18 protein-coding genes and 1 pseudogene are annotated in these 23,052 nt (G+C 59.0%); 6 read left to right on the top strand and 13 right to left on the bottom strand.

The window, feature by feature from the left end:
• Positions 1 to 640 precede the first annotated feature (640 nt).
• The 4 genes from ACFSR7_RS26540 to ACFSR7_RS26525 form a co-directional block, all read right to left on the bottom strand.
• Positions 641 to 1,240, bottom strand: a complete 600-nt coding sequence (locus ACFSR7_RS26540) for a GTPase (RefSeq protein WP_378166835.1) — start codon at positions 1,238 to 1,240, stop codon at positions 641 to 643.
• Positions 1,237 to 2,280, bottom strand: coding sequence for a GTPase (locus tag ACFSR7_RS26535; protein ID WP_378166833.1), 1,044 nt, complete (start codon positions 2,278 to 2,280; stop codon positions 1,237 to 1,239). The genes ACFSR7_RS26540 and ACFSR7_RS26535 overlap by 4 nt, the downstream gene beginning before the upstream one ends.
• Before the next feature lie 25 nt (positions 2,281 to 2,305).
• Positions 2,306 to 3,112, bottom strand: a complete 807-nt coding sequence (speD, locus tag ACFSR7_RS26530) for an adenosylmethionine decarboxylase (RefSeq protein ID WP_378166831.1) — start codon at positions 3,110 to 3,112, stop codon at positions 2,306 to 2,308.
• A gap of 186 nt (positions 3,113 to 3,298) precedes the next feature.
• The gene (locus ACFSR7_RS26525) at positions 3,299 to 3,595 is read right to left on the bottom strand and encodes a late competence development ComFB family protein (protein ID WP_378166829.1); all 297 of its coding nucleotides are present in this window, start codon (positions 3,593 to 3,595) and stop codon (positions 3,299 to 3,301) included.
• A gap of 160 nt (positions 3,596 to 3,755) precedes the next feature.
• Between ACFSR7_RS26525 and ACFSR7_RS26520 the strand changes: the two genes are divergently transcribed.
• The 3 genes from ACFSR7_RS26520 (at position 3,756) to ACFSR7_RS26510 (ending at position 6,653) form a co-directional block, all read left to right on the top strand.
• Positions 3,756 to 3,968 carry a hypothetical protein gene (locus ACFSR7_RS26520; RefSeq protein WP_378166827.1) on the top strand — a complete coding sequence of 71 codons (213 nt, stop codon included), beginning with the start codon at positions 3,756 to 3,758 and terminating at the stop codon, positions 3,966 to 3,968.
• Between the two features lie 546 nt (positions 3,969 to 4,514).
• Positions 4,515 to 4,952: a hypothetical protein gene (locus ACFSR7_RS26515; RefSeq protein WP_378166825.1), complete on the top strand. Its 438-nt coding sequence runs from the start codon at positions 4,515 to 4,517 to the stop codon at positions 4,950 to 4,952.
• Between the two features lie 330 nt (positions 4,953 to 5,282).
• Positions 5,283 to 6,653, top strand: a complete 1,371-nt coding sequence (locus ACFSR7_RS26510) for an FAD-dependent oxidoreductase (protein ID WP_378166823.1) — start codon at positions 5,283 to 5,285, stop codon at positions 6,651 to 6,653.
• A gap of 91 nt (positions 6,654 to 6,744) precedes the next feature.
• Here ACFSR7_RS26510 and ACFSR7_RS26505 read toward each other — a convergent pair whose 3' ends face one another.
• Positions 6,745 to 8,247 (bottom strand): L-arabinose isomerase family protein, encoded by a 1,503-nt coding sequence (locus ACFSR7_RS26505; protein WP_378166821.1) that lies wholly within the window; start codon positions 8,245 to 8,247, stop codon positions 6,745 to 6,747.
• Between the two features lie 111 nt (positions 8,248 to 8,358).
• On the opposite strand from ACFSR7_RS26505, the gene ACFSR7_RS26500 reads away from it, so the two are divergent.
• Positions 8,359 to 9,246, top strand: coding sequence for a helix-turn-helix domain-containing protein (locus ACFSR7_RS26500; RefSeq protein ID WP_378166819.1), 888 nt, complete (start codon positions 8,359 to 8,361; stop codon positions 9,244 to 9,246).
• A 685-nt stretch (positions 9,247 to 9,931) separates the two neighbouring features.
• Here ACFSR7_RS26500 and ACFSR7_RS26495 read toward each other — a convergent pair.
• The 3 genes from ACFSR7_RS26495 to ACFSR7_RS26485 form a co-directional block, all read right to left on the bottom strand.
• On the bottom strand, positions 9,932 to 11,107 hold the full coding sequence (locus ACFSR7_RS26495) for a YecA family protein (protein WP_378166817.1): 1,176 nt from the start codon (positions 11,105 to 11,107) through the stop codon (positions 9,932 to 9,934).
• A gap of 82 nt (positions 11,108 to 11,189) precedes the next feature.
• Entirely contained in the window at positions 11,190 to 11,408 is a 219-nt protein-coding gene (locus ACFSR7_RS26490; RefSeq protein WP_378166816.1) for a hypothetical protein, read from the bottom strand.
• Between the two features lie 135 nt (positions 11,409 to 11,543).
• Positions 11,544 to 12,032: a general stress protein gene (locus ACFSR7_RS26485; protein ID WP_378166814.1), complete on the bottom strand. Its 489-nt coding sequence runs from the start codon at positions 12,030 to 12,032 to the stop codon at positions 11,544 to 11,546.
• A gap of 145 nt (positions 12,033 to 12,177) precedes the next feature.
• On the opposite strand from ACFSR7_RS26485, the gene ACFSR7_RS26480 reads away from it, so the two are divergent.
• Both ACFSR7_RS26480 and ACFSR7_RS26475 read left to right on the top strand, forming a co-directional pair.
• Positions 12,178 to 13,326, top strand: coding sequence for a zinc-dependent alcohol dehydrogenase (locus ACFSR7_RS26480; protein WP_378166812.1), 1,149 nt, complete (start codon positions 12,178 to 12,180; stop codon positions 13,324 to 13,326).
• A gap of 240 nt (positions 13,327 to 13,566) precedes the next feature.
• Entirely contained in the window at positions 13,567 to 15,018 is a 1,452-nt protein-coding gene (locus ACFSR7_RS26475) for a bifunctional folylpolyglutamate synthase/dihydrofolate synthase (protein ID WP_378166810.1), read from the top strand.
• Between the two features lie 28 nt (positions 15,019 to 15,046).
• On the opposite strand, the gene ACFSR7_RS26470 is transcribed toward ACFSR7_RS26475, so the two are convergent.
• From ACFSR7_RS26470 to ACFSR7_RS26450, 5 genes and pseudogenes are all read right to left on the bottom strand, one after another.
• Positions 15,047 to 15,634, bottom strand: coding sequence for a vWA domain-containing protein (locus ACFSR7_RS26470; RefSeq protein WP_378166853.1), 588 nt, complete (start codon positions 15,632 to 15,634; stop codon positions 15,047 to 15,049).
• A 291-nt stretch (positions 15,635 to 15,925) separates the two neighbouring features.
• A pseudogene (locus tag ACFSR7_RS26465) lies at positions 15,926 to 16,018 on the bottom strand (chemical-damaging agent resistance protein C); the annotation flags it as partial.
• Positions 15,975 to 16,397 carry a TerD family protein gene (locus ACFSR7_RS26460; protein ID WP_378166808.1) on the bottom strand — a complete coding sequence of 141 codons (423 nt, stop codon included), beginning with the start codon at positions 16,395 to 16,397 and terminating at the stop codon, positions 15,975 to 15,977. The pseudogene ACFSR7_RS26465 and the gene ACFSR7_RS26460, both read right to left, overlap by 44 nt.
• Before the next feature lie 39 nt (positions 16,398 to 16,436).
• Positions 16,437 to 17,120 (bottom strand): TIGR00266 family protein, encoded by a 684-nt coding sequence (locus ACFSR7_RS26455; RefSeq protein WP_378166806.1) that lies wholly within the window; start codon positions 17,118 to 17,120, stop codon positions 16,437 to 16,439.
• 153 nt (positions 17,121 to 17,273) lie between these two features.
• Positions 17,274 to 23,039, bottom strand: a complete 5,766-nt coding sequence (locus tag ACFSR7_RS26450; RefSeq protein ID WP_378166804.1) for a GH92 family glycosyl hydrolase — start codon at positions 23,037 to 23,039, stop codon at positions 17,274 to 17,276.
• Between the last annotated feature and the right edge of the window lie 13 nt (positions 23,040 to 23,052).

Genomic DNA, 23,052 nt, shown 5'->3' with positions numbered 1-23,052 from the left:
CCCTCCGTGAGGTTTTGTTGTCCTCACTTCATCGGTATTACTGCCCCCTCCGACTCCCTTCCCGCAGCTCGCCACTTCACCTTTCGGGCTTATAGGTTTGCTCCTTACGAAAAAAAAAACATCGTGCGGGGGAGGGTCTCCCTAGTTCCAGACACAACTTTCTCGGCATGCCGTTCCCCATACACCGGAGAGTTCTTCCGCGCTGCGCTTCCAAGGGCTTCACGCGTTCCATGACCTTCGCCCACATGTCCGGGGCTCGGCTCTCTCTTGTCCCTTTCGGGTCTTTTTTTAACGATGCGGCAGGATTCACTTCATGTTACGGCCTGTCGATTTGCTCGCACTCCGAAGAGTTACTTTGTCACGGGGCTTCAACCTTAGGATCTCTCCACCAGTTGCCCGTCAGCTACGAGGCGACTTGGCTCTTACCTCGACCGGACTTTCACCGGCTAGTTGTGCCTAGCTTGGCTAGGCGCGCGACAAGAAAAAACCGCCGGAGAATTGCCCCGACGGTCCTCGGCCTTGCAAGTTGTTCGGCATTATCTTGCGTGTGTCCAGTTAAGAGCCCCGTTCCAGCATACGGGGGCAGCGCGCCGATCACTTGATCCATCGTGATCGGATCGTCATCGTTTCACTTGGCCGGTCATATGCCGGCGTACTGCCGGATCTCGTCCAGACCCGTGCGGGTCCTGGCGCTGTACAACACCTTCGGCCCGGGAAATCGCTTTGCAAGCTCGCCGAGCAGCAGCTCCCGCTCCCCTTCCTCCAGGCTATCCGCAAAGCTGCGGACGAGCAGCGTCCGCTCCGCGAGTCCGTTCCGCGCGATGCCGGAGAGCAGCCGGTCGTCCGCGGCGTGCAGCTTATCCTTGATGACGACCAGAAGACGGTCGAAGGCACGATAAGGGAACAGGCGAAAAAACGCCTCCGCCGGATGCGCGGCCGTGCCGTAGCCGGGCGAATCGACGAAGACGGCTTCCCCGCATGCGTGAATCAGCGCAGCATTCGGATCGTGCGCCCAAGACGTCGCATCGGTCCGCTGGCCGACGACCGGCCTCGGGACGCAGCCGCGGTCCGTCAGCAGGTCGAGCAGCGCCGACTTGCCGGCCCCCGGCTGCCCGAGAATCGCGATCTTGCGCTTGCGCGGGATGACGGCAAGCTCCGAGGCGAGCCGCCTCAGGTTGCGCTCGAGCACCGTCGGCTCGGCGGCCGGACCGGTTCCCGCGCGCCTTGCCTTCGCGCTCACGGCTGGCGCTCGATTCCGAGCTCCCGCTCCAGAATACGCTCGGCCAGCTCGTGGCAGTCGTTCAGGTACGACTTGCCGGCCGCGAGCGTCATGCCGAAGCCGGCAGCCGCCGCGATTGCCTGGCCGACGATCGGCACGAAGCGCCCGACGGCCGTCGACGCGCTCTTGCCCGCAAACTTTTTTAGAAGCAGCATGATGCCCTCCTTCGTGCCGTAATCGAGCACCCGCTTGCCGAGCGGCAGCAGCGAAGGGATCAGCTTGTTGACCTTCTCGTCCGTAAGCCCGTAGGAGGCCCGAATCTCGGCGAACATCTTGTACATGATGGACATGTCGACGCCGACGTTCACGCCGGGCACCGGGTTGAGGCCGTTGGCGGCGGCGAGCCCCGCGTACTTGTACACGGACTTCTCGCACGCTTCCTTCTTGGCCTCAAGATGCGCGAGGCTAAACGCCTTGGCCGACCGCGCGTACTTCTCCTGCAGCGCGGGCTCGAGCGCCGCCTTGATCCCGTCCACCAGCTCGCTCAGTCCCTCGCGGGTCCGGCAGCTAACGAAGTACACATGCTCGGGCGCGCCGATCTGGCGCGCGACGTCGGCGACAATCTCCGCCTGCAGCTCCTCCGTCGTGCGGCCGTCCTCCCACAGATCGTCCAGCTTGTTGCGGACGAACAGGCAGATCCGCCCTTTCTCCCGCAGCTCCTTGAAGAAGGCGGTGTCCGCCTCGTGGAACTTGCCTGCGAATACGCAGAGAAACAGGTCCAGCTCCTCGGGCCGGAACCGGTCCATCCATTCGTTCGGCGGAAACCGGGATGTCCCGTAGCCCGGCAGATCGACCAGCAATAGCTCCTCGTGGGCGATAATCTGCGCCTCCACCGTCGTGTCGGTCGTCACGCCCGTGCGCGCAACCGGCTGTCCGACGATCTGGTTGATGAGCGACGACTTGCCCGAGCCCGGCTGCCCGAACAGGGCGATCCGGAGCTTGGCGTTCTGCTCGTCCTCGATATCTTGCTTCAGCCTTGCAGCGTCCTCTCTAAGTCCCATCGCAGCTCCCCCTCGACGTTTGCGCCTAACGAATATTTTTCCCGTAGAAAATCTCGTCCATCTCGATCTTCAGCCGCTCCGCGATCTCCTGCTGCTCGGCCTCGCTCAGCTTGTCCTTGGTGTAGCCGAACAGGTAGTTGTTGAGATCGAACTCGCGCAGCTTGCACTTCGTATGGAAGATGTGTTCCTGGTACACATTTACATCTATCATATCATACGCTTCGATCACGGCATCGGGAATATAATTCTGGATCGAATTGATATCGTGATCGATGAACAGCTTGTATCCGTTAATATCCCGCGTGAACCCGCGCACCCGGTAGTCGATCGTCATCATGTCGGTGTCGAAGGAGTGAATGAGATAATTCAGCGCCTTCAGCGGAGAAATCTCGCCGCACGTCGAGACGTCGATGTCCGCGCGAAAAGTGCTGATGCCCTCGCTCGGGTGATACTCCGGGTACGTGTGTACGGTAATATGGCTCTTGTCGAGCTGCAACGTGACATTGGCCGGCATCGGACCGGGCGACTCCTCGTACGATTCCGTGGGCACCTCCACGATCGGCCCCTCCGACACGAGCAGCGTCACGCTCGCGCCTTGCGGCACGTAATCCTGCTTCGCCGTATTCAGGACGTGGGCGCCGATAATCTCAGCCACCGCGTTCAGAATCTTGGTGAGCCGGTCGGAGTTGTACTGCTCGTCGATGTAGGCGATGTACGCCTCCCGCTCTTCCTTGGTCTTGGTGTAGCAGATGTCGTACATATTGAAGCTCAGCGTCTTCGTCAGGTTGTTGAACCCGTGAAGCGTGATGCGCTGCTCGTCGGTTAGCGCCATGTCGTAGGTCCCCTCGCTTCTGTTCGGATCGTCTCCTTATTATGGCTGAGGCCGTGAGCCCCAATCCTCTCATGTATTTACCCCGAATGCGGCAAACCGGAGCATAAGCGCGGGAACGTAAGGGATATCAAGGGCAGTCTGCACAAAAAAGACCCAAGGACGGCGGGCCTTCGAGTCGGTTCGGGGTTATTCGGCGGGAGAGTGCTGCGGCTTGGACTCCACGATCTGCAGGGAACGCGTGAGCTCCTGCAAAATGTCCGATTGCATCTGGGGATTCATATAGAGTGCCTTAATATAGGCTTGGCCGGCTTGCGTGGATGTGTACTGCGGCTTAAGATGATTCAAGGTCAGTACGATGATGTCCGTCGTGCACTTCTCGCAGCTGCACTTCAGCGGATAGTTGGGCAAAATATGCTCCTCGAAAAAACTCACGACGATCGGTTCCATCGCGTTAAATACAGACGAAGCTCTCGCAAATTCCATCGCGTGTCAAACTCCCTGTTGCCATTTTTCCTTCAGCATATCACAGGGCCGAGCCCGCCGTCATTAGACCTAAGTGCCAATGTTTGTTGTCCGGGATCCCGTTAAAGGCGCCCTGCGATTGGGTAATGAAGACCAAGCGACTATAAAGGAGTGCTGCCAGATGTCCGAATATAAAGATTATGCCGCTGAGCTGCCGCAGTTCGATCCGGGTACGCCGGAGATCACGCCTCCGACCTCCCCCGAGATCTCGCCGGTCGTGCCCAATCCGGAGATCGTGCAGAATCCGACGCCCGAGATCAAGCCGGACGACGTACCGCCGGACATCAAGCCCGACGCGATACCGCCTGAAACGCCGCCGGAGCAGCCGCTTTGACCGGGCGATAATAAGATGAAGAGACGGAGCCGTTCCAAGTCATTAATTTGACTGATGGAACGGCTTCGTTTTTCGTAAAGTGTTGACTCTGGTTCATACTTGGCCTGTGCTCCCCGTAACTCCGCTGGATGAGCAGAAAATAAGTGTGCCACACCAACCATTTGGTGATCGCCTTCTCTACAGAAGGCGATGGGGCCAATCACGCCGCGGTTCGGGCGATCGCCTTCTCTACAGAAGGCGTTGGGGCCAATCACGCCACGATACGGGCGATCGCCTTCTGTACAGAAGGCGTTTGGGTCAAACACCCCGCGGTTCGGGCGATCGCCTTCTCTACAGAAGGCGTTGGAGCCAAACACCCAGCGGTTCGGGCAATTGCCTTCTATATGACAGGCGTTGAGGCCAGCCGGCCTGCGATTCGGGCAATCGCCTTCTATATGGCAGGCGTTGAGGCCAAACACGCCGCGATTCAGGCGATCGCCTTCTCTACAGAAGGCGTTGGGGCCAAACACGCCCCGATACGAGCAATCGCCTTCTCTACAGAAGGCGTTGGGACCAAACAACGCCCCGATACGAGCAATCGCCTTCTGTACAGAAGGCGTTGGGGCCAAACACGCCGCGGTTCAGGCGATCGCCTTCTCTACAGAAGGCGTTGGGGCCAAACACGCCCCTATTTGGGCAATCGCCTTCTGTACAGAAGGCGTTGGGGTCAAACACCTCGCGATACGAGCAATCGCCTTCTATATGGAAGGCATTGAGGTTTGCCGCGCCGCTTTTCGGGCGATCGCCTTCTATATGGCAGGAGTTGAGGCCAGCCGGCCTGCGATTCGGGCAATCGCCTTCTATATGGCAGGCGTTGAGGCCAACTGGCCTGCGATTTGTGCAATTGCCTTCTATATGACAGGCGATCGAGCCAGCCGGCCTGCGATTTGTGCAATTGCCTTCTATATGTCAGCGATCGAGCCAACTGGCCTGCGATTCGGGTAATCGCCTTCTCTATAGCAGGCGTTAGGGCCGCTCAGTTTTTGAGTCGGGCGTCGCAGCGCAAAATTGGGTGAATTTGAGGAACGCCGGTATGCTGTTTTTTTGCAAAAATAGTTTGTGATTATTTTCACTATACCTATTGCATTCCGGTCGAAGGTGGCGTATATTGGATTCAACAAGACATTGTGATTTAAATCACAAACTAATCGAGCGAAGATTCGCATCAGACGGACGGATGGTATATCCGTAAGCTGCGATTGCAGATCTTCGCGCTCCTTTTCGACAGAGTATGTGAATTATATCACAATATAAGAATCCGAGGAGGACTTCCTTATGAAAATCGTCGTTATTGGCTGCACCCATGCCGGCACCGCCGCCACCATCCAAATGGCCAAACGTTATCCCGACGCTAAAATTACCGTGTACGAACGCAATGATAATATCTCGTTTCTGTCGTGCGGGATCGCGCTCCATGTGGGCGGCGTCGTGCAAAATGCGGAGGAATTGTTCTATGCTCACCCCGACACGCTTGCCGATCTCGGCGTGAACACCCGGATGCGCCATGATGTGCTGGCTGTCGATACGGTATACAAGACGGTTACCGTCCGCAACCTGGAGAGTGAAGAAGTGATCGTCGACAGCTACGACAAGCTGGTAGTCACGACGGGATCGTGGCCGATCGTGCCGCAGATGCCCGGTATGGATCTGGAGCGGGTGCTGCTCTGCAAGAACTACGCGCATGCGCAGACGATCATCGAAAAAGCGGCGACAGCCAACCGGATCACCGTTGTCGGCGCGGGCTATATCGGCGTCGAGCTGGTTGAGGCTTTTCATCAGCTGGGCAAAACCGTCACGCTCATTGATAATACGCCCCGCGTCATGTTCAAGTACCTCGACAAGGCGTTCACCGATATCGTCGAAACCGACATGCAAGAGCGCGGCGTGCGACTCGCGCTCGGTCAGTCGGTTACCGCGCTCGAGGGCGAGGACGGCAAGGTCGCCCGCGTCGTCACGACGGAAGGCGCGTACGAGTCGGACCTCGTCATCCTCTGCATCGGGTTCCGCCCGAACACGGAACTGCTCAAAGGCCAGGTCATGATGCTTCCGAACGGCGCGATCGTCGTTGATGAGTACATGCGCACGAGTTGCCCGGACGTCTATGCCGCCGGCGACAGCTGCGCGATCCGCTACAATCCGACGGGCAAGGAAGCTTATATCCCGCTGGCGACCAATGCCGTGCGCATGGGAACGCTCGTCGCCATGAATATTATGGAGCCGCACGTGAAGTACATGGGTACGCAAGGAACGTCGGGCATCCGTATATTCGATCTGAACATCGCTTCGACCGGCATGACCGAGCAGGCTGCGATCGATGCGGGCTTGAAGGTGCGGACGACGACGGTCAGCGACAACTACCGTCCGGAGTTCATGCCGACCTACGAACGGGCGTTGGTCAAGCTCGTTTACGAAGAAGACGGCGGACGCCTCCTCGGCGCGCAGGTGCTGTCGAAGGCGGACCTCACGCAATCGGCCAACACGCTGTCGGTGTGCATCCAGAACCGGATGACCGTACAAGAGCTCGGCTTCGTCGACTTCTTCTTCCAGCCGCATTACAACAAGCCTTGGAACCTGCTGAACCAGGCTGGCCTGCAGGCTGCAGCCGAGCTTGAAGCGGCGAATGCCGGTACGAAAGCAGGCGCATAAAAGGCGCGTAAGCGAAGCAGCGATTAGACAAATAAGGCGATGCGGGGCCGATCGCGGCTCGATACGCATCGCCTTTTTTCCGCAGAACGGGTTACAGCCTTACATGCTTGACTTGCAGCAACTGGCCCACCTTTTCCAACAAACCGGCATTGTGCCCGACCGACAACGCGCAATGATGCGTAGGCGCCTCGGCGAACCATCTCGTCATATAGGCATCCGGATGCTCGCGGAAACGAACGGGCGTCTGCGTGTTGCCGATGCGCATGATCGGTCCGTCGGTCGATTCGCCCTCGCTGCTGATCAACTTCAGCCTGCCGTCCCCCGTCTGCGTCACGTTCAGCGTTGTCACCGGCCCGGACGCGACCTTAGCCTCCACCGAAACGCCGGTGCCCTGCTTACCATGATATAACCCCATCCCGCGAAGAATGGGCTTACCTTCTGCAATCGCGATATGGAACGGGCCGTCATGACCGAGCAGAATCGTACCGTCTACATAATCCGTGACGACGATCTCCGAGAAGCTGCCGCCGATGCCGAGGATATCGCAGATTTTCATCGCCACGGCCGTTTTCAGATCGCCTTCGCCGGAGCACGGAATGCCGCGGGCCGTGAGCAGCGAATGCCCTACGATGAACCCGCCTTGCAGCTTCTCGTAAGCGCCGCCCGGCGCGCCATGATAATAGTAGGAGAGCGCGTCCAGCTCATATTCCCGCACGAGCTTCTCCTGCGCAGCGGCAACCCGGCAAGACCACTCAAGCTGCTCGTCGGTCGGCTGTTTCGCAATCGGGTCGGAAGGCGAATCCCCGCTGATCTCGAACATCTCCCGCACTTCATCGAGCTTGTGCTTGACGTCGTCCTGCGTGACCGATCGCAGCTGCCGATCGAGATCGCACATCTCCAGCACTTCGACATGCAGGCCGGTCTGCGCCTGGATCATCGTAAAGTCGCTGTACATATCGAGCATCCCGCTGTACGTATTGCCCAGGAATCCAAAGCGGCTGTGCCGAAGCGTACGCGGAACGGCGGCGGCCTGCGCCCATGCCCGAATCTCTCGCCATGCACGGATTGCTTCCTCCCGCTCATAAGTAACCTCATTCGTCAGGGACCCTGCCGGCGTTTCCTTGAGTCCGAGTAGGCCGTTGACGACGCGGAAGGGAATGCCTGCCCTGTTGAATGCGTTCGAGAATTCAGGTACCGGACAGGCGCCGCAATGCGCCAGCCACTCCCCTGTCGTCGTCGCCTCGTAGTTGATGCGCTCGGTCGGCTGCAGGTTTAAAAACACGACGGGCGCTTTGTTAATCTGGTGAACGGGGAGCACCATCGAACTCGTCGAATACGTGGCCGCATGGCAGAACACCAGATCGACGTCCTGCGCGTTCAGCCACTCGCCGGCGCGGCGGCCTTCTCCTTCCGTATCGACCAAGCCGAAGTTGAACACGTCTGCCCATTCGGACAGCCTGCCTTCAATGAATTTACCGTAGCCCTCCAGGCGCTCGCGCAGCCCGGGGAACTGCTCCCAATAGGCGCGCAGGCCAACGGAATAAAGCCCGATCCGTGCTTTTCGAATTGATTTGATCGGCTGGAGCCATGACATGGCGATTCCTCCTTCTCTTGCAATCCAAGCTTTATAACAAGATTGTAAACGGTTATAATCTTGAAAACATCGAAGGAAGTTGCCCGAAAATCCTGGTTTCTTGCGGAGAGGATGAGCGAATTGCCGGCTTCTTATGTCAACGTCTCTCCCGCTTGGTCCGCAGACTCCGTAAGGCTGATCGCAACGCCGTCGGACTTGGCCAAAAACGCCTTTTACTTCGTTCAGGAGGTCGGGCATTTCCACGCGAATGCGCCTTACTTTACGGAGCGCGAGGGGATCCACTCCTATCTGATCGTGTATACGGTATCGGGGTCCGGCAGGCTTACCTATCGGAATCAATCGTACGCTTTGACAAGCGGACAAGCGTTTTTTATCGACTGCTTGGACTATCAGCATTACGCAACAAGCGGAGACGGTACGTGGGAGCTGCTCTGGGTCCATCTGAACGGCAGCCAGTCGCGCCATTATTATGAAGCCTTTTCGGGTTACACGTCTGCTCCCGTCATCGCGGCAGGCAGCGACTCCGTCATTTCCGGATGTATTCGCGAGCTGATCGAACTTCATCGCTCTCACTTTGCGCACACCGAGCTGCTGAGTGCCAAGCTGCTTACCGACGTCCTGACGGAGCTGGTCGTCCTAGCCTCGGGCAGCGGACAGTCACCCGTAGACGTACCGTTCTACGTCAAGCAAACCGTGCAAGCCATCGATTCGCGTTACAAGGAAAGACTGACGCTTGAGGCGCTTGCGAACGAGCGCTCGGTCAGCAAATTTAATCTGTCCCGGTCATTCAAGCGCTATATCGGACTCGCCCCCATCGAGTATCTCATTCAAGTCCGCATGAACCATGCCAAGGAATATTTAAAATACGCGGATCTGCCGATCGGAGACATCGCGGAGCAGATCGGGATCGACAACGCCAGCCACTTCATCAACCTCTTCAAGGAACGTACCGGCTTGACGCCGCTTGCTTACCGCAAGCAGTGGAGAAGCCGCCGCTGAAGCCGAAAAAAGCGAACATAAAAACGCCTGTCGATGATTCATACGTAAGCCGCTCCGATTAGCCGCTAAGATGAGGCTTCGACGAGGCTTCGATGAGGCTTCGATGAGGCTTCGATGGGGCTTCGATGGGGCTTTGACGAGGCTTCGATGAGGCTTCGATGAGGCTTCGACGAGGCTTCGATGAGGCTTCGACGAGGCTTCGATGAGGCTAAGATGAGGCTTCGATGACCCCGCTTCGATGACCCCGCTTCGATGGGCTGCTCCGATGGGCCAATCCGTTGGGCTGCTCCGACCGATTGCCCCATCGTCACCCGCGTCGTTCTCGCCGCTAAACCTGCAAATATACATCTTTTTTTGCCGCTATCGCCCCCATTGGACAAAAAAGATGCGAAAATACAGGTATTTTCCTCCGTCAGCCGGGTTTCCAGCTTGTGCTGTCAATTTACCTGCATATTTGCAGGCATTTCACCAAGTGTGGCGCGTCGGTTGAAAATACATGTACAAATGCAGGCTTTTCGGCCCGCCAAACCGCGAAATAAGCGCCGGCACGCCATTAGCACGCTTCCCTCTCCACGTTCGACTCCACCCGAATCAGCATAGAGAGCACGCATAAAAAGCTCCCGCCAAGTTCAAAATGGCGGGAGCTTTTTGTTGTTGCTGCGCGTCTCTCCGGTGCAAGTCAGACTTAGTCTCCGACGGCCCCGCAGCATTTCTTGAACTTCTTGCCGCTGCCGCACGGGCAAGGATCGTTGCGGCCGATCTTGCGGCCGGTCTGGATCGAGATGACGTCCGCCTGGTGCGAGCGCTGCGGCATGGCGAGCACGTTGGACGGAATGCCGCCCCCCATCGTTATCTTGAGCTCGTCCGGACGATGTCCTTTCAGCACCCACGATCTCGTGCCGTTGTTGAGCCGCGCGAGCAACTCGCCGACTTCCTCGACAGTTTGCGCATCCTCGATCGAAAACTCGAACTGCAAAATCTCGAATGCCGCGCTCATCGACTTGCCGTTCTTGAACGTATCCGCGCAAATCTCGGCGATCGTGTCCGTTTCCTGCTTGTCCACCGCGTATTCGCGGGCCAGAAATCCGGCCAGCTCCTGATGCGCCTTCGTCCGCTCGACGTATTCGTACTCTCCCGCCTTGAGCAGCTCGGCCTTGGTGAATTCGCGGTACGGCAGATCTCCCCGCGCTTGTTGAATACGCAGCAGCTCCTGCGGCTCTTCGACGTCGAGGTTCGCATACAGCGCATCTTCGTCGAAATCGTACATCGCGCGGAAGTCGAGCGCGTCGACCAGTACCTCGAACATATCGCGACCGCCCTCGGGCGTCTCTCCCGTCAATGCGATCAGGCGCGCCTCCAGCTCGGGCTCCTCCAGCACGCCGTAATAGTAAAGCAGCCCCTGCGTGAGCTTGATGTGCTCCGTATTGCGCCTCACATGCGCAGGCGTGCCGGACAGCCCTTCCAGCTTGGCGAACCGCTCAACCAGCTCGGCCGGCATGACAAGCGACTTCTTGCCGTTTACCTCGCCGGGATATGCGATCCCGCGCTGGGCCAAATAGTAAGCGACCGGGCCGGATTCGGGCGGGTCCGCCATCAGACCTTTATTTTTCACCAGCCTGCGAATGATCGCCCACCGTTCTTCGTCCCACAATTGCGTCGATTGGGCGGCATAGTCGGCCAACACGGTCAGGAGACCGCCGACAAGCTTGTCTTTGTCCTGTTCGTTCTTCCAATCGTCTATCCTCAGCAGTCTCGCCATTTGCGTTAGCGATTCCCGGGTTTGCGGCGCCAAGGCATCCTTCAGCGAGAGCGGCCAAGTCAATGCCGGCCATTCGCCGTCAAGCTTCATATGCTCTGCCATCATCATCCTACTTCCGTTTTAATAAAAACAAGCCCGATCGCCAATCGGCCGGGCCTCCGCGCCAAACCGTGCGAAGTACGCTTTATACGCCCGTACGTTTCTTCTGGTTGTTCGGCTTCTTTTTAATTTGGCTGCGCATCTGCTTCACGTCGGTCGAAAAACCGCTCTGCTGTCCGCTGCCCTGCGCCGCGGCCTGCTTTTTCTGGGCCAGACGCTGCTTCATCGCTTCAGCCAGACTGATCTTTTTCTGCTCCGGCTTGTCCACGGACGCGGACGGATTGGAATCGCTGGATTGTGTCATACTCATCGCACCCCATTTATAGTCGCGCTGCAAGCTATTTTCATTATACAGCGGGTACGCCAAAAGAGCCACGCCCCCTTGCAGGGCGCGGCTCCTCGTCGGATCTGCGGCTCGGAGCGATAACGCGAAAGCCGGTCAGATTCGCTCGCTTGGCGGCAGCGGACCATCCTTGGACAGAATGCGGGGCAGCTCCCGGTCGATCGCCTGATTGCGAATCGCGCTGTCCGACACGTTATCCTCGGCCGGCGAGCTGGCGACGACGTCGTCGGTCAGCCCGTTGTCATGGCCGATCAGCAGTAAGAACCGCCCCTTGTCCACCTCCGGCGCGTACTCCATCGCTTCGCCGTTCGTAAGGCCGATCTCCTCGAGCCGGCCGGACAGCTCGCTGTCCCCGCCCGCCTTGATGATGCGCTTCACCTTGCCCAGCAGCGAACCATTGCCCGCGCCGGCGCCTTCCACCTCGACCAAATCCGCCGCCTGCCCCAGGTTGCCGAGGCTCCAGGACTCTTCCCGGTCCGCGACGACCGTCAGATCATGGTCGGAATGTCCCCTTATTTTCAAAGACTGAATCGCGTCGATGACTTCCTTGCTCGTGTCGAATACGCCGTATACGGTCATGGACATATCGGTTACCTCCGTTTGGCTGTCATGGGATATTCAACTTTACCCGCCGCGGCTGCGGATTAATCCCTGAAGGAATTGCCATCCTACAGGGTACTTAATAATGATCGCCGGAATTCCACATCACGCCGAAGGAGGACGACAGAGCATGCGGGCGGTAACCTTCCAGGGAAACAAGGACATCCAGGTTAAAGAGGTCGAGGATCCGAGATTGAAGCAAAAGGACGATATCATCGTGCGCATTACCTCCACGGCGATCTGCGGTTCCGATCTGCATATTTATCTGGGCGGCATGCCTACGCATAAGGGCTCCGTTATCGGCCACGAGCCGATGGGCATCGTCGAAGAAGTCGGTCCCGAAGTGACGCGCGTCAAAAAGGGCGACCGGGTCGTCATTCCTTTTAACGTGTCTTGCGGCAAATGTTATTATTGCGAGCACGACATGGAGAGCCAGTGCGACAATTCGAACCTCCACCCGCCCCTTAAGGAGGTCGACTCCGGCGGCTATCTGGGCTATACCGAACGCTACGGCAACTATCCCGGCGGGCAGGCCGAATATTTGCATGTTCCTTATGGCAACTTCATGCCCCTCGTAATTCCCGAATCGTGTGAAATGCCGGACGAGGCGCTGCTCTTTCTGTCGGACGTCCTGCCGACCGCGTATTGGAGCGTCGAGAACGCCGGCGTGAAGCCGGGCGACACGGTGACCGTGCTCGGGTGCGGACCGGTCGGGCTGATGGTCCAGAAATTTGCCGCCATGAAAGGCGCGATGCGAATCATCGCGGTCGACAACGTCCCTTATCGTCTCGCGCACGCGCGCAAGATGAACAACGTCGAAACGATCAATTTCGACGAGCACGACGAAGTCGCCCTGCACATCCGCGAGATTACGCGCGGCGGTACGGACGTCGTCATCGACTGCGTCGGCATGGACGGCAAAAAAAGCGCACTCGAGAAAATCGGCCAGAAGCTGAAGCTGCAAGGCGGCACCCTGAGCGCGATCGATATCGCGATGGACGCGGTCCGCAAGTTTGGTACGATTCAGTTGACGGGCGTATACGGCGCGCTCTACAACATGTTCCCGCTGGGCCATATGTTCGAGCGCAACCTGACGGTGAAAATGGGACAGGCACCCGCCATCCACTATATGCCGAAGCTGTTCGACATGATCGTAAGCGGCGAGTTCGACCCGACCGAGATCGTGACGCACCGCGTCCCGCTCGAGCAGGCGAGCGAGGCGTACAAGATTTTCAACGACAAGGAAGACGGATGTATTAAGGTTGTTTTGAAGCCTTAAATTTTGTGGGAAAGGACGGCTCTTCGCTCGCGTTCGAGCGGAGGGCTGTTTGGCGTTTGGGCGGCTGGTTTTTGCGTCGGAATGGCTCGCGGCAGGATAAGCTATGGCGGGCGCTGCAGGCTTTGCTATAATGGACGGAATAGATTGACGGCTGGAGAGCGCTGAAAGTTGCTGAATTTCTGCGTCCGATGCGATCTCGGTCACACCATTCCTTAATTGTAAAAAGGAGCGTCCGAACGCATGTCGATCCACAACCAACGCGAGGCCGAGGACCTCGTCTACCGCTCGTACCTGCGCGCAGCGCCGCGATTGAAGGCCGCGGGCGACGAACAGGTCCGCAGCCCCCACCTGACCCGCCTCCTGCTCGATTTGCTCGGCGCGCCGGACCGCGGGCGGCGATTCGTACTCGTAACGGGCAGCAAGGGAAAAGGATCGACCTCGCGTCTCGTCTCCTCTCTGCTCAGTCATCTCGGCTATAAGGTCGGCTTGTTCACCTCTCCGCATCTGGTAGACTACCGTGAGCGGATCCGTATTGACGGGCGCGCGATCGGGGAAGCAGATTTCGTGCGCATCGCGCGTCAAATCGAGCCGGCTTGGGCGGAGATCGAGCGCGGCTTGGAAGCGACGACCTATCAAGGTCCGGTCGGCGTGTCGCTTGCGATCGCGGTCAGTTGGTTCGCGGAGCAAGGCACCGACATTAACGTCGTCGAATGCGGTCGGGGCGGGCGCTTCGACGATGCCAACGTGCTCGCGAACGAATGGGCGGTCGTCACGGCGATCATGGAGGAGCATGTTCGCGAGCTCGGTCCCGGCATCGACGACATCGTGCGGCATAAGCTGGGCATCGCAAAGTCGGCGGATACACGGTTGTACGTCGGGGTGCAGCGGGACGACGTGCGCAGCTTGATCGCGGCGCAGCTTGGCGGGTCGGCAACGGCACGGGAAGCTTTGGGAGCGCGGGGAGAGGCGCGGATTGAGACCGGGGAAAGGGATGCGCCGGACGTCGGCCTCGCGGACGGATCCGGCGGGCGGGCGACCGTCGCCGGCGAAGCTTTCGCGGCCGAGCATGTCGCGATATCCCCGCGCGGCACATCGTTCGACGTCCGCACCAGGCGGTCGATTTATCCCGGTCTGACGCTGCCGCTACTCGGCGCGTTCCAGGCCGACAATGCGGCACTTGCGGTGCAGGCGTGCGAGGATATCGCAGGCGCGGCGCTCGATCCCGCGACGGTCGCCGCCTGCTTCGCCGGCCTGCAATGGCCCGGCCGCTGCGAGATCGTGAGCCGCGAGCCGCTCACGATCGTCGACGGCGCGATTCACCGCGACTCCGCCGCTTACCTGGCGAGCGTCGTAGAATCGCTCGGACTCGGGGGGGATGCGCGTGTCGCAGCGGTGATCGGCGTGCCGAAGGAAAAAGACTATGCGGGCGTCATCGAGACGCTCGCCCCCATATCGAGCCGCATCCTCGTGACGCGGCCGGACGTGAGCCATCTTGCGTTTCCGGAGGACGCGCTGGAGGTGGCTAAGCGATATTGCCCGGACGGCTGCGCCGCCTTCCCGGTTCTCGCGGACGCGCTGGACGCCCTTCGCGAAGGCCCGCCGCCCGACTGCATCCTCATCGTCGGCACGCAGACGCTGATCGGCAACGCCAAGCGGCTGTACGGGCAAGGGCTGGAGGATATCGGCCAATAGAAAACGCAGCTTGCGATTGGGTCTACGCTTAGCGCCTAAGAATACCCTTTTCAGCCGCTTCCTTTAGCCAGGACGGGAATTCGTTCAGCAGCTTGTCGTACAGCGATTCGTCGGATACCGAAGCGATGTCGTCGACTGGAATAAAATTCGCATTATCGACGACGCGCCCCTCCATCGTATCCAACTGCTTCAGCACCTGGAACTCGCCGCGGCCGATCCCGACGAACTGCCAGAAGATCGGCAGGACGGCCGAATCTGTAATGATTTTGCGAACGGCCTTTACCATGCCTCCGTCGTTAATGAATAAAATGTAAACCGGCAGGTCCGAAGGCTCTTCCTCGGTGTACTTGCGGATGACATCCTGCATGACAGGCGGCTCATTGTTGCGCCCGAACTTGTGGATGCTTTTGTTGTTCAAGACATGCTGCAGCACATAGTTCTTGAAGTTGCTCTCATCTGCGGTCGGCAGCCGGCTAAATTCATGATCGTACACCCACACGTCCAGCTGCGCGTCGTCGTCGAACTGACAGGCCACGGCTAAAATCCTTTCAACGACCTCTTGGACTGTGCCGTTGCGGTATAGCGACACCATCGAGCCCGATATGTCCAGTACCAAGGCAACCCTCGCCTTTACCCGGGATATCTTTTTCTTTTCCAAAGTGACGGCTACGAGCTTTTTGCGCAAGTCAATAGAAGTGACCGGCCGCTCAGTTAGTGTTTGCTTTGCCGCAGATACCTGGCCGCTTGCTGCTTCCAGTTCCTCTTTTGCAGCCTTCAGCTGGACTTTGTCAGCTTCCGCATCAGACACTGCGTTCTCTTGCAGCGCTTCGTCTGCCACCTCCAGGCCGAAGTGCTTGCAGAGCGCGCCCAAGCCACCGATGAACCCGCTGCCGACAGCATTATATTTCCATTCGCCGTTGCGCAGGTAGATTTCTCCGACGACAATCGCATTTTCCTTACCGAGATTGTCTGCAAAGAGGAAACTTCCGAGTTCCTCTCCTGACGCAGATTGTATGCGACATAACGCATGCGCGACTTCGCCGAAGGTCCCTCCCTCCCTGCCCGCCGGCATCGTGAATCGTCAACGTGATCGCCAGCTTAACGACGTCTTCGGGCATCCTCGGAAATGAGATGCGCAGACTTTCGCGCGTACCTCCGCCATTTTCTGTCGCATGCCGGACGGCATGCTGCCGGCTGACCGGCTGATTGTAAAAAATAAAGTCTTCGTCTCGCGCGCAGATGCCGTCTGCGTTAAGCAAAAAAGCGGAGCCGTTAATATCCAGCCCCGCTGTCGAAGCCTGCCATTCAAGCTGCAGCTCGATCTCCTCGTTCTTTCCGCCAGCGGTCAGATCAATTCGCTGTCCTCTTTGAATCTGCATTTGTCGATCGCTCCTCTCAACTTGATCTGCTCGCTCGCGTCAACGCCCCGGAGACGGCAAGAACTGCTGCACCCAGCCGCCAAAGCCGCGTGCATTGCGCGTCTGGATGAGAACGACGCCCTCCCCGCGGAATCGGCAGACGGCCACTTCGCCCGAAGTAAAGGTGTTAAGCCACCCGCTCGCCGCCTTTTGAACGGTATAGTCCATATAATCCGGCCAGGCGACGAGATGCTGGTTGTCGATAATGATCTCCTCGCCGGGCGCCAGATTGATCGCGTGGATCGCGCCGAAGGAAGACAGGAATACCGTTCCCCTGCCGCTGATCTTGACGATAAAGAAGCCTTCTCCCGAGAACAGGCCCCTGCTAAGATTTTGCATCTTGGTCGTTACCTCGATGCCCGCGGTACCGGCTAGAAAACCGTCTTTCTGTACATAGAGACTGTACGAGCCGTCCAGCTCTACCGCCTGCACGTCGCCGATCGAGCTCGGCGCCAACATCACCTCTCCGGGCCTGCCGCGTGCGGTCAACTCTTGGAAAAAGAATTTCTCACCGCTCAGCATCCGGCCAAGTCCGCGCATAATTCCGCCATCGACCGTACCTTTCAGATCAATATGAGGGGGCATGGATACCATCGCGTTCATCTCGGCCTTGACGGATTCTCCGCTCTCCAGCGCAAGCTTTACGATCGGGAATGAATGGCCGTATAAAATCTCGTATTTCAACTCTATCTAACCACCTTTATTTTCAAAATTTTACTTTAACCATAGCATAGATTATGAACGGATTGCCTAAATCTTCCTTTAACTGAGCTCTATCACCCAAATAAAAATGCCGCAGCACGTCCATTAGGACAATGCTACGGCGCTTTTTATTCTCTATGCCTTTCTCGAATAGGTCATGCGATCCAGATTACCGATGTACAGGAGGCTGGATGTCGTACTGCCCTTGAATACGATGCAGAGCGTCTGCTTGCCGGTGAGCGTCCGGTTCAGCGCGGCGCCGGCGGTCTTGTACGAGCCCCAGCCGCTGCCCGTATTCGGCAGGCTGACGGTGCCGACGAGCTCGCCGTCCTTGTCGTTCAGCCGGATCTCGGCGACGACGTCCGCAGGCACCCGGTTCGTCGGCGCGTCATAGACGATCTCGACGTAGTTTTTGCCGATCGTCCCGAACGCGAGATCCTTGTAGGTCAGCCACGCGCCGGTGAAGGTGTTGCCGACCGTGGTGCCGCCGTTGTTGCCCTCCGTTTTAAGCGCATTGTTGTTAAACGTGTTCTTGTCCGTCGACCACTCGCTGCGGTTCTCGAACTCGACATTGATATCCGGCTCGCTGAGCGCGAAGGCCGCATTGTCGAAGTTGCCGATATACTTGTACGTGGCGGTCGACGTGCCCACGAGCACGAAGTAAACATCCTGCACGCCGGACAGCTTCTTCGTCAGGTTGGCCGTCGCCGTCTTGTACGTGCCCCATGCGCCGGCTGTCGGCGGCGTCAGAACCTTGCCGACCAACTCGCCGTCCGGCGCGCCAAGCCTTACTTCGACCGCCGCATCCACCGGGCAGCTGGCGGTATTGCCGCTGTACTCGACGGATACTTGATCGACGCCGGCGCTGCCGAAGTCCATGCGCTTAAACGCCAGCCACGCGCCGTTAAACGTATTTTTAATCTGCTTGCCGCTCTTGCCGTTCTCGGTGCCAAGCGGCGAATTGTTGTATGGGTTCAATGCGGTCGACCATTCATCGTAGCTCTCAAGCTCCAGCTTGGCGAAGTCGGTCCGTACCGGCTGCTCCGGCGCAGCGAGCGTAAACGCCGCATTGTCGAAGTTGCCGATGTACTTGTAGGTCGTGTCCGTCGATCCGGTCAGTACGAGGTAAACGTCCCGAACGCCTGTGACAGTCTGCGTCAACGCAGCGGTCACGGTCTTGTACGTTCCCCACGCGGCGGCGGTAGGCGGCGCGCCGACCTTGCCGATCAGCGCCCCGTCGACGGAATCCAATCGTACTTCCACCGCGGCATCCGCCGGTACGCTCGTGCTGTTGCCCGAGTATTCGATGCTGAACTGATTAACGCCTTCAGTGCCGAAGTCCATATGCTTGTAAGCCAACCATGCGCCGGTGAACGTGTTGGCGACCTGTTGGCCGCTCTTGCCGTTCTCGGTCTTGAGCGGACCGCCGTTGACGGGGTTCACGCTGTCGGTCCAGGCGTCGTACTTCTCCAGCTCCAGCTTGGCGTAGTCGCTGCGAAGCTTCCAGTTGGCGAACGTCATGCGGTCGAAGTTGCCGATGTACGGAAGTCCGCTTGTCGTGCTTCCGTGCATGACGATATATAGCGTCTGTTTGCCCGCCACGGTCTTCGTAAACTGCGCGTCCGCCGTCTTGTACGACGTCCACTCGGTGCCTGTCCGCGGCAGGGCCACGGTACCGAGCAACTCTCCGTCCACGCTGCCTAGGCGAACCTCCAGCTTGGCGTCAGCTGGTACTTTGGCAGTTGGAGCCGCGTATTCGACCGTAATATGGTTGGCGCCTTCGGTGCCGAGATCGACGTCCGTATAAGCGAGCCATGCGCCGTCGAACGTGTTGGCGACGATCGTGCCTCCGTTGCCGTCTTCTGTCTGCAAAGGCCGGTTGTTAAACGTATTCACGGCCGTGCTCCATTCGCTGCGTCCCTCGAACTGCACGAGACCAGGCTCCGTCACCGGCGGCTCGTCCGGCTGGATCGGATCGAGCGGCGGCAGCGGCGGCTTGACCGGGATCGGCAGCGGATCGGGCAGCGGCTCCGGCTGCTCGGGCGGATCTTCGCCCGGCGCTGGCTTCGGCTCCGGCTCCGATACGACCGGCTCGGCGAGCCACAAGGAATTGTAGATGTCGCCGTCAAACGCGTCGACCAAGTATACGTTCACCTTGAACTTCTCCGCGTTGACGTTAAAGATCTGCGACACTTCGAACCCGCCGGCCTCGACCGGCATGGCGCTGCTCACCCAGGCCTGGTCGTTGCCGTCCATCAGCTGGATGACCGCGTAGGCGGAGCCTTCATAGTCGCCCTTCAGCGTACCCGTGACGCGGACGTCCATATTGCCGTCCCGTCCGACGTCCGCCTGCAGGTCGTATACGTTCCACTGAATATCCGACGTATAGGCCGCATCGGAGAGCAAGGCTTCGCCCGAGGTCACGCCCCGCGCATCGTCGGCTTTGACCCGCACCTGCACCTGGCCGGCACGGTAGGCGAGCGGTCCGACGGTCTGCGGATTGGCGGTCGCCGGCTTCCAGCTCTGTCCGCCGTTCACGCTGAACTCATAATCCTTCGCCTGCTCGAATCCGGAAACGACGGTCCAGCCAAACGTATTGGCCGTGTCGTCCTGTACCGGCGCGGTCGGCGCCCCCGGCTTGACCATCGGTACGATGGCCTCCAGTCCGAGATCGAAGGCGATGTCCGAGCTGGTCGCGTTCACCTGGTGAACCTCGGCGGTTAATACGTTCGTGCCTGCGACCAGGTAAGACGGATCGATCGTATACACGTTCACGTCCCGCTCGTCGCCGACGGTCGCATTGGCGTACGTGCCGTAGCTCACCGTGCCCGACGGCATGTTCGTACGAATGATCTCGCGCCCGTTCAAGTACACGATCGCGCCGTCGTCGCGAATCAGGCTGGCGTTCAGCTGGATGAGCTGCTTAGGATCCGCCACCTCGAACGTCTTGCGGAAATACGTGGTCGGATACTTGTTGTTGGCGTCCGGGCCGTAGCTCGTCTTCGTATTTGCGTAATTTTTGCTGTCGTAGCCGAGCGGCGCGGCGCCGGCAGCCCAGCTGCTGTCGTCGAACGAGCGTCCCGTCCAGCCGATTGCAGCCGCCTGACCCTTGTCCATATACTTCCACTCCGCTCCCGCGGGGACGAGCGTCCGGCGAGCCAGCGCATTGTCCACGGTCGCGTCGTAATCGGCGGTCGGCGGCGCCGCACTTGCGGCAGCGCCCCAACTCGTGTTGGGCGTCGCACCCATCTCGAACGAAATCGTGCCGCCTGCCATAATGTCGTCGTAGTTGATCCATGCCTGATTAAAGTCGGCGCCGTTCAGCTTCGCCGATTGAATGAAGCGATTTTCGCTCGAAACGTTGTTCGCCTTGATCGTAAACGTCTTGCCGCCGTCGAGATGCAGCGTCATCTCGTCAAAGATCGGCGAGCCGATCAGGAAGTAAGGATCGCCCGGATTGGCCGGGTACAGACCCATCGCGCTGTAGACGAACCAGGAGGACATGCCGCCCGCATCGTCGTCCATCGACGGCAGATAGCCTTCCGGATCGTCGCGGTAGACGCGCGATTGGATCGGGTACGCGTAAGGACCGTGGTTGTGATACTTTTGCGTGACGACTTCCGTCGTGAATTCGCGCGCGTAATACTGGGTCAGGTAAGGGTGCCCCAGGTAGTTGAACAGATACGGAACCTGCAAATCCGGCTCGTTGATCGCCATGTATTCGTCGATCGCGAAGAAATGCTGCAGATCCTGCGCCATCGCTTGCTTGCCGCCCATCAGATCTGCCAGCCCGCCGACGTCTTGCGGCACGAACCAGCGGTACGTCCACAGATTGCCTTGATAAGCGTACTTGTCCACCGCCGTGACGTCGGTCTTTGCGACCGTCTGGGCGTTCGGGGTGAAAAAGCCGCGCTTGTCGCCTTTCTCGTCCACCTGATTGGCGTTCCACAGCGACTTGTAGGACAAGGCGACCGCTTTGTACTTTTCGTAGATCGTCTTATCGCCGAGCATCGCTGCCAGCTTCATCGGGAAGTAGGCGCTGTACGCCTTTTCCAGCTTGCCCGAGATCTCGCTGTCGCTCACCGTGTAGTTGTCCGTGTCGACCGCCATTCCCTGGAGCGCCTTGTACGCGTCGAAATCGGTGAAGCCCTTCGCGTAGGCGTCCAGAATGACCGCGCCGTTGAACTCGTTGCGCACGGTCGGGCTTGGCCAATAACCGTCGCCCCACTGCACGTACGAGCCCCTCGTGCTGTACAGGTCGACCATCGACTTCACCATGTTTTCATACCGCTTGGGATCGAGTACCGAGTACAGCGCATACTTGCGGAAGTCGTCCCAGGTCGACCAGCCGTTGTAATACTCGAAGTCCTCGCCCAGCTCGGAAGCCTGGCGGACCGTGTTCTCGTCCCGGCCCGCGCGGAACGTGCCGCTCGAGCTCGTTACGTTTTTCGGATGAAGGAAGGAATGGTACAGCTGGGTGTAGAACACCCGCTTGTTCTCCTCGTCGCCGCCCTTGATCTCGACCTTGTTCAAGACGTCGCTCCAGGCGCTTCGCGTGCGCTGATGCTGCGCTTCGAAGTCCCAGTCCGGAATGTCGTGCGAACGCTCGTATTTGGCCTGCTCCACGCTGATCGTCGACAGCCCGACCTTCGCCTGAATGACCGCACTGTTCTTCGTGTTGAAGTTCAGCCATACGCCGCTGTTGAATCCGGTGCGAGACGCCACAGCGCCCACCGAATCGCCCTGCCAGGACGAATACGAATCGAAGTCGCGATCGAATTGGATCGAATAATAGATCGTATAGTAGCCGTGTCCGCAAACGTTTTTGGACTGGATCATGCCGCTGATCTCATTGGCGCCTTCTACCTTGAGGTTGGCGTCCACCATGCCCGCGTAGGAGTTGGAGAGATCGACCAGCACCGAGCCGGTGTCGGTACCCGGGAACGTATAGCGGTGAAAGCCGACGTTGTCGGAGGCTGTCAGGTCGACCTTGATGCCGCTCGCCAGCGTCACGCCGTAGTAGCCCGGAGAAGCAGATTCGCTGCTCTTGTCGTATTGCTGCTTGTATTCGCTGCTGTTCTTGGTAAAGGAGCGGGTCTCGGGCATCATCAGAATGTTGCCGCCTGCGCCGCTGCAGCCTACGCCGCTGAATCGAAGCTGGGAGAAGCCCTTCAGGAAGCGGTCCTGATAATAGTAGCCGCTGAAGGCGCCGCCGTCGCCGTCGGGACCGACGGAAGCCAGGCCGAAGGGCATCGTCGGCCCCGGATTGGTCTGCCCGTTGTCGCCGAGCGTGTTGATAAACGGATCGACGTAATCGACAGGCAGCAGATCGGTGGCCGGAGCCGCGGGAATCTGGTCCGCTTCTACGCCATAGATCTCGACCTCGTAGAGGCGCGCCGTGTTGTTGTCGTATGCCGCCTGGTCGATATACACGCGGACGTAACGGGCGGAGAACGTCGGCACCTGACGGTCGACGAGCGTCTGCGCGTTGTTGCGCACGACGTCGATATCTTCCCAGGTCGTTCCGTCGTCGCTGCGTTGAAGGCGATAGTCCTTCGTATTCCAAAACGGACTGTTGGCCGATTCGCCGATGGCGGCGTTTTTGACGACCCACTGGTTGATATTGTAGGTTTTGCCCAGATCGAGCTTCAGCCACTTCTTTTTGACCGTGGTATTGTCGCACCACTTGGTCGTGAGCTTGCCGTCGACGGCAGCGGACGCCGATTCGTTGGCGTTGCACTTGCCGGAAGCCGTCGCCGTCGAGTTCAGGGCGACGTTCCAGGTCTTCGTATAGCTATCGGCAGCGGTCTCTTCCGCATGCGCCGCGCCCGGCGCCGCCGACGACAAGACGCCGTACAGCAGCAGCGCAGCCATTGCGGCCGCAATCCACCTTTTTAACATGGGGTTCGGATCC

Source organism: Cohnella sp. GCM10020058 (assembly GCF_042683485.1).
Taxonomy (GTDB): Bacteria; Bacillota; Bacilli; order Paenibacillales; family Paenibacillaceae; genus Cohnella.
The sequence above is the reverse complement of the archived record's forward strand: the minus strand, read 5'-3'. Positions and strand labels throughout refer to the sequence as shown.